Raw genomic sequence first — 7,175 nt, forward strand, 5'->3', positions numbered from 1 at the left:
GTGGGGTAGTAGCAAATTACCCCGCTTTTTTCTGGTTTGTCGGAACTTGATCCGTAAAATTAAGTACCTCTTGTGCCACTCGCTCACAACTGCCTACTGTTCCTAAACCGGACTTGGTTTCTGCGTATTCATCTAACATTTTTTGCCGACGTTGCTGATTTAATAATAAATCTAGACATTCCTGCATAATTCTCTCTGGGTTAGCTTCCTCTTGTAATAATTCGGGAACAATTTCTCGCATTAAAACTAAATTTACCGGTGAGACAAATGGTACAGAAAACTTCATAATATTGCGGGCAATCCAAGCAGTCACTGCACTTAAACGGTAAACCACCACCTGCGGCACATTTAACAAAGCAATTTCGAGATTAACTGTACCAGACTTAGCCACAGCCAGATCGGCTGCGGCAATCGCTTCTAAAGTCTGATCTCGTTCCATAATCACCGCATTTAATCCGTATTCCGCCACTAATTCTCGCATTTTTGGTTCGTATAAAGCTAAGGGAACGGGAATTAAAAACTTAATATCGGGAATTTTTTCCTGTAATTTTTTAGCAGCAGCGCACACCGTCGGCACGAGATATTTAAACTCCTGTTGACGGGAAGCGGGTAACAAAGCGATCACCGTTTCTTGGGGTTTTATTGCCCATTTTTGCCGCATTTCTTGGCGATTGGGAGCATTTGCCATACGATCAACTAAAGGATGTCCCACCCAAGTTACTGGTAAACCTTTTGTTTCAAAAAAACGAGCTTCGGCAGGAAAAATTGCCAATAATTTATCGGTGACGGCGATTAATTTTTCCGTATTAAATAACTTTTCTGCTGTGGCCCTTAGTTTAGCTGAGGGAATATTTTCTTCTGACCAAATCCACACCTGCGGGGCAATATAATAAATTATTGGGACATCGGGAATAATTTTTTTAGCCGATTGACCGATCGCCACATTTGCCCCCACATAATCAATTAAAATAATGATATCAGGGGGATTATCTCTAAAAAACTCTTTTGCTCGTTTTTGTAGTTGTAAAGTTGGCAAAATAAAGGGGATAGATTCAATTAATCCCATGGCAGCCAGTCGAGTGGTTTTACCCAACATTTTCGCTCCGGCTAACTCCATGCGATCGCCACCTAGAGCAAAAATTTCTAACTCAATTTCCTGAATTTTAGCTAGTTTAAAAAGGGATTCAATCAGCATCGCTGCCTGTAAATCACCCGATACCTCACCCGTACTAATAAATATACGCATTTGGATAATTATTTGATAATAAAAGAATTCAGGAGACAGGATTGCTGGAGATAGGAGTCAGGATTGAGAAGACAGACTTCGGGGTGAGCTTTTGTCGAACGCTTTTTCTTCCCGCTCCCCAATTCATAATTCATAATTCATCATTCATAATTCCCACTCCCCACTCCCTGTTCCTCAATAAAAAAATTATTTTCCCGGAATTAAACCGCGGCGTTTTTCTCCCGTGGTAGAGGATTGTAAAAATTGACAGAGATGTTGAACATGGGGGTTATCGGTTAAGAGAGAAACTTGTTCTAAAGCCTCCTGAAGATTTATATTAGAACGATAGATAATCCGAAAAGCTTTTTTCAGTAAAGCTAGATCTTCATCGGTGAAACCGGCTCTTTGTAAACCGACTAAATTAAGAGTTCGCACGCGACAGGGATTGCCTTCTACTAAAGTAAAAGGGGGAACATCGCGATCAATACGACTCATTCCTCCTAACATGGCCATTTTGCCAATATGAACAAATTGATGTACTCCTAAAACCCCCCCGATAACTGCTTTTGATTCGATCTGGACATGACCGGCCAAGGCGACACTATTAGCGATAATAATGTTATCTTGCAAAATACAATTATGGGCAACGTGAACATAGGCCATTAATAAATTATTATTGCCAATTTGGGTAACTTCTCCCGTATCGGTGGCGCGATTAATCGTGACAAACTCGCGAATTTGGTTATTATCACCAATTTCCACGCTACTTTCGCCACCTTTATACTTTAAATCCTGTGGTTCATTACCAATAACAGCCCCAGAAAAAATATGATTACCCTTGCCAATTTTGGTCGGACCCTCAATGACCACATGGGCATCAATAATTGTATCAGCTTCAATTTCCACATGGGCCCCGATCACAGCATAGGGACCAACTTTAACCTTGGGATCAAGTTTTGCCGACGGATGGATAACCGCAGTGGGGTGGATTAACGTATTCAAAGGGAAGTCTCCCGCGCTCAACTTCGTCACTGTATGAATCATGGTATAGCTTATCCTATATTGGACAGATTGTGATCAAGATTGATAGCGGTTGCTTGCGGAGGGGACGACTTTGATGGGGAACCAGAACCCGATAAACTATTAACCAGATTCTCTTGGTTCCTTCGTCCCTCCCATCCTGATAAAAAATATATGAGTAATAATAGACCTAAAATTATAGTCTTAGATGACGACCCGACAGGTTCCCAAACAGTCCATAGTTGTCTGTTATTGATGCGGTGGGATGAAGATACTCTCCGCTTGGGATTGGCAGATAATGCGCCAATTTTCTTTGTTTTGACCAATACTCGCGCTTTAACCCCCGAAAAAGCCAAGTCTGTCACCAGAGAAGTCTGTCATAACCTGAAAACTGCCTTAACTAAAGAGGGAATCGAGGATTTTTTGGTGGTTAGTCGTTCCGATTCTACCCTGCGCGGGCATTATCCGATCGAAACTGATGTTATTGCCGAAGAATTGGGCGGTTTTGATGCACATTTCCTGATTCCAGCCTTTTTTGAGGGAGGGAGAATCACTCGCGATAGTATTCACTATTTAATCATCGATGGCGTTCCCACTCCCGTCCACGAGACGGAATTTGCTCGCGATTCGGTTTTTGCCTACCACTACAGTTATCTGCCGGATTATGTGGAGGAGAAAACGAAAGGGAAAATTAAAGCAGATGATGTGGAGAGATTTTTACTGGCAGATATCCGTCAAGGTAGTTTAGAACGACTGCAAAAGCTCAAAAATAATCAATGTGGGGTGGTAGATGGGGAAACTCAAGCGGATCTCGATCGCTTTGCCGAAGATATTTTAACCGCCGCAGGGGAGGGAAAAAAATTTTTATTCCGTAGTGCCGCCAGTATTTTAACTTCTTTGGCTAATTTAGGAACTCAACCGATCGCACCCGAATCTATGGGTAAGTATAAGCCCACGGGGGAAGCCGGGGCAATTATCGTCGGTTCCCACGTCAAAAAAACTAGCCAACAATTAGATAAACTGCTTCAACAACCCAACACCGTCGGAGTCGAAATCGATGTGACGGCATTGCGCGATCGTCCTGAGCAACGAGAGCAACTCCTAGCACAAGCTCTGGAAAAAGTCAAGCTTATTCACAAAAATAAACAAACCCCCGTGATCTATACCAGTCGGCAAGAGTTAACCTTTGCCTCTGTGCAGAAACGCCTTGATTTTGGGGTTGCCGTCTCCACCCTGTTAATGGACATTGTTAAGGGTTTACCCAGTGACATCAGTTTTTTAATCAGTAAAGGCGGAATTACCTCTAATGATGTCTTAAGTACGGGTTTAAGCCTGCAATCGGCCCGTTTACTCGGTCAGATTCTCCCCGGTGTCTCCATGGTCCGCACAGCAGCCGATCATCCCCTCTTTCCTAATTTACCTGTGGTTCTTTTCCCGGGTAACGTCGGTGATGTCCAAGCTTTAGCCACAGTTTATCAACGTTTGTGTCAATAGGAGGGGATAGGAGATCGCCGCTCTTGTAGGGTGCGTTAACGAAGTGTAACGCACCTAATCTATGGTTATTCAATAATTGATGTAATGGTGGATTACGCTGCGCTAATCCACCCTACGGGGGGTTAAAATTATTATTCTTCCCCTATTTTTTCGGTTATGCTACAGTGCTTGTGAAGCAGCATAGACTTTTACTTCCTTCTCTAAACGTTCTCTGAGCCTATCTTTTTCTACTTCAATATCATACCTTGTTTGAAGATTCATCCAGAACCTTTCAGACATACCAAAATAACGAGAAAGCCTTAAGGCAATATCGGCAGTAATTCCTCGCTTTTCCTCGATAATTTCCTTGATTTGCTCTATTGGTACATTAAGATCTTCTGCCAAACGTTCTTGGCTAATTTCCATCGGTTTGAGAAATTCTTCTAACAGAATCTCACCAGGATGAATGGGGGCTAATAATTTTTTCTCAGTCATGATTATTGAGTAACAATTAATGATAATCGACTATTTCTACATTGTAGGCGTTGCCATTTTTCCAAATAAAACAGATCCGCCACTGATCGTTAATTCGGATACTATGCTGATTTTTTCTATCTCCTGAGAGTTTTTCCAACCGATTAGATGGAGGAATGCATAAATCCTGTAAAGTTTCGGCCGCGTCTAAAACTTCTAGCTTTCTCCGAGCATTTCGTTGAATATCTTGAGGTAATTTTCGTGAAAATTTACGTTTGAATACCTGCTCTGTCTCCTTAGATGCAAAACTCTTAATCATCAATAATTAGGAAAATGCACTACTATCATATCATCTTAGTGCGATCATCGATCTCATGCTAATGTTAGATCGCAATCTTTCTGTGGAGGCGCAGTTGAAAGTGTATCTGTGGGTTACGATCGCTTTTTCAACCACCTTATCACTAGCTAATCTTCTTGGCTATCAAGGATTAAAGCGTCAAGAGAATTGGGAAAATCACCTCGCTCAACCATTTTTGTGAAGGCTTTATAACAATCATTTTTATCCCCTTGTTTGCGAGGATAGCCTAGCCATAAAACAAAAATTGCTTTATACTCCTCGGTTTGTATAGCCCGAAAGAATAAGCGATAACGGTCAGGTAGTCCCATCTTTTTGACTCTTCCGTAATGCTTGAGCGCCCCAGTCAGAGCAAAATGGGAAGCAAAAGGGTCGAGAGGGATTTTTTCTTTAATGGCGACCATAATCGCCCTGTAGAGTTTGACTGTAGAATGAGTACGGTATGCTTCTGTTGGCAAGGTGTTTTTTAGTTTACGAACCTCAACTTGTAAATCGCGGCGTTGTTGCCCAAAAAGTCTTTTAATAAAGTAGATTCGCCAACCGTTAACTATCAAGTTCTACTCCTGTCATCAACTCTTCATCGACCGCTGCCATCGCTTCCGTATAAGCTTCTAACTCAGCATCAGGATTTAATAGGGCTTGCTTGGTCAGAAAATCTAAGAATAAACTCAGCATCAGTTCATCTTCCTCCTGTTCTACAGATTGAGGCTGTAAGCGGACTAATAAGGTATCAGGGCTGATAACTTCAACAGCACCTTTAGCTTCTTTGAATTGGGGATTATCCTTAAAAAAACTGGCACTCAGACGGAAACCTGAAGCATTGCCTATTCTAGCCCAGGTTAGATTGTATTGTTTGTTACTCATGATTTTAGGCAAGGTTTACTACATATCATGTTATTACATAATTTAATAACATACAAGGTTGCCCAGCTTCTCAACCGCGTTTTAGCTGAACTTCCCCCATACATATATACTATAGGGGAGCGCGCCGAGAAAGCCATCGAGTAAAACTAGCGGATTTCGATTTAAGTACCTAAGCAAAATTAATTAGGGTTTGCTGAAAAAGCTTTTCCTGGGGGCAGGGTGTGGGGTGTGGGGTGTGGGGTGTGGGGTTTTACCGATTTTGAGGCAGTCAATTACCTAATTTTCAGGGAAAAAGTACCTGAATTTTCCCCCCGATCCCCGCAACGGCTGGCACTTTTTGAGTAAAAACAAGTCTAAAAGTCTTATCCAACAAGGTTTTTAGATTTATTCAGCAAACCCTAATTACACATATCTAACCCCCTCTTGCCTTTTGCCTCTTGCCTTTTGCCTATCTTTACTAGGAAATTAATTTTGCACGACTACTTACCAATAAACCCCTTGTCGGCTAGGATATTGTTGCCTTGAATGAACTGCAATACGGATTCTACTGCGGGAGCGTTCGGGGAATAAACCAAAAGGTCAACATTTCACTATCTCTGAAACTAGGCTCAGGTCCAGGCAGCATGGGAGTCAAGCGATATCCCTGTTCTTGATACCAGTCATCCACCAGGACATAAATAATAGTCAAGAGGTTGGGAGCATCTATCCTATTCATGGGAGGCCTCATCGAAAATTTGGGTCTGAAACCCCGTCGTTCTACGACGGCTTTACTGTTAAATATTAGCGCATTTACAAAATATATGCTAAAATGTGAGACATGGAAAAAGCCTATTCTTACCGATTTTACCCAACACCCGAACAAGAGTCGCTATTGCGGCGCACTTTGGGCTGTGTAAGATTAGTTTACAACAAAGCTCTCCATGTCAGAACACAAGCTTGGTATGAAAGACAAGAAAGAGTAGGATATGTTCAAACTTCTTCAATGTTGACCGATTGGAAAAAACAAGAAGAATTAAACTTTCTCAATGAAGTAAGCTGTGTACCCTTACAACAAGGGTTAAGACATTTACAAACAGCTTTTACTAACTTCTTTGCTGGTCGTAATAAGTATCCTAACTTTAAGAAAAAACATCAAGGAGGAAGTGCCGAATTTACCAAATCTGCTTTTAAATTTAAAGACAAACAAATCTATTTAGCTAAATGCACAGAACCTTTACCTATTCGATGGTCAAGACAAATCCCAGAAAGCTGTGACCCAAGTACAGTAACAGTCAGGCTACATCCATCAGGACGTTGGCATATCTCAATTAGATTTGATGACCCAAGTATTAAGCCTCTACCAGTAACAGATAAAGCCATCGGAATTGACTTAGGAATTAGTAGTTTAGTAATTACCAGCGATGGCGATAAAGTATCTAATCCTAAGCGTTTTAAGAAACATTATCAGAGGTTGCGAAAAGCACAAAAAAATCTTTCTAGAAAACAGAAAGGCTCAAAAAATCGGGAAAAAGCAAGAATCAAAGTAGCCAGAATTCACGCTCAAATCACCGATAGTAGAAAAGACCATTTACATAAGCTAACCACTCAATTAGTTCGTGAAAACCAAACGATTGTGGTTGAGAATTTAGCCGTCAAGAATATGGTCAAAAACCCGAAATTATCTCAGGCAATATCTGATGTAAGCTGGGGAGAAATAACCCGACAATTAGCCTATAAATGCCGTTGGTATGGGAGAAATTACATCGAAATAGATAGATGGTTTCC

Annotated in this window: 9 protein-coding genes; 2 read left to right on the forward strand and 7 right to left on the reverse strand. The window is 41.4% G+C overall.

Features of this window, described 5'->3' with window-relative positions; all coding sequences use genetic code 11:
• Positions 1-16 precede the first annotated feature (16 nt).
• Both lpxB and lpxA read right to left on the reverse strand, forming a co-directional pair.
• Positions 17-1,246 carry a lipid-A-disaccharide synthase gene (lpxB, locus tag IM450_RS16745; RefSeq protein ID WP_287667001.1) on the reverse strand — a complete coding sequence of 410 codons (1,230 nt, stop codon included), beginning with the start codon at positions 1,244-1,246 and terminating at the stop codon, positions 17-19.
• Positions 1,247-1,432: 186 nt separating this feature from the next.
• Positions 1,433-2,269 (reverse strand): acyl-ACP--UDP-N-acetylglucosamine O-acyltransferase, encoded by an 837-nt coding sequence (gene lpxA, locus IM450_RS16750; protein WP_287667004.1) that lies wholly within the window; start codon positions 2,267-2,269, stop codon positions 1,433-1,435.
• A gap of 150 nt (positions 2,270-2,419) precedes the next feature.
• Here lpxA and IM450_RS16755 point away from each other — a divergent pair, with 150 nt between their 5' ends.
• Positions 2,420-3,739 (forward strand): four-carbon acid sugar kinase family protein, encoded by a 1,320-nt coding sequence (locus tag IM450_RS16755; RefSeq protein WP_287667007.1) that lies wholly within the window; start codon positions 2,420-2,422, stop codon positions 3,737-3,739.
• Between the two features lie 159 nt (positions 3,740-3,898).
• Here the strand turns inward: IM450_RS16755 and IM450_RS16760 are convergent, their stop codons facing one another.
• The 5 genes from IM450_RS16760 to IM450_RS16780 form a co-directional block, all read right to left on the reverse strand.
• Entirely contained in the window at positions 3,899-4,213 is a 315-nt protein-coding gene (locus tag IM450_RS16760) for a HigA family addiction module antitoxin (RefSeq protein ID WP_002733868.1), read from the reverse strand.
• Between the two features lie 16 nt (positions 4,214-4,229).
• Positions 4,230-4,511 carry a type II toxin-antitoxin system RelE/ParE family toxin gene (locus IM450_RS16765; RefSeq protein WP_002761671.1) on the reverse strand — a complete coding sequence of 94 codons (282 nt, stop codon included), beginning with the start codon at positions 4,509-4,511 and terminating at the stop codon, positions 4,230-4,232.
• Between the two features lie 146 nt (positions 4,512-4,657).
• Positions 4,658-5,101: a type II toxin-antitoxin system YhaV family toxin gene (locus IM450_RS16770; protein ID WP_002751101.1), complete on the reverse strand. Its 444-nt coding sequence runs from the start codon at positions 5,099-5,101 to the stop codon at positions 4,658-4,660.
• On the reverse strand, positions 5,091-5,411 hold the full coding sequence (locus IM450_RS16775; protein ID WP_002777378.1) for a hypothetical protein: 321 nt from the start codon (positions 5,409-5,411) through the stop codon (positions 5,091-5,093). The genes IM450_RS16770 and IM450_RS16775 overlap by 11 nt, the downstream gene beginning before the upstream one ends.
• Before the next feature lie 544 nt (positions 5,412-5,955).
• Positions 5,956-6,126, reverse strand: a complete 171-nt coding sequence (locus IM450_RS16780; protein ID WP_002802191.1) for a hypothetical protein — start codon at positions 6,124-6,126, stop codon at positions 5,956-5,958.
• A gap of 102 nt (positions 6,127-6,228) precedes the next feature.
• Between IM450_RS16780 and IM450_RS16785 the strand changes: the two genes are divergently transcribed.
• On the forward strand, positions 6,229-7,175 hold a 947-nt coding region (locus IM450_RS16785; RefSeq protein ID WP_287720653.1), incomplete at its 3' end, for an RNA-guided endonuclease InsQ/TnpB family protein.

The organism is Microcystis sp. M083S1, from assembly GCF_020246405.1.
GTDB lineage: Bacteria > Cyanobacteriota > Cyanobacteriia > Cyanobacteriales > Microcystaceae > Microcystis > Microcystis aeruginosa_C.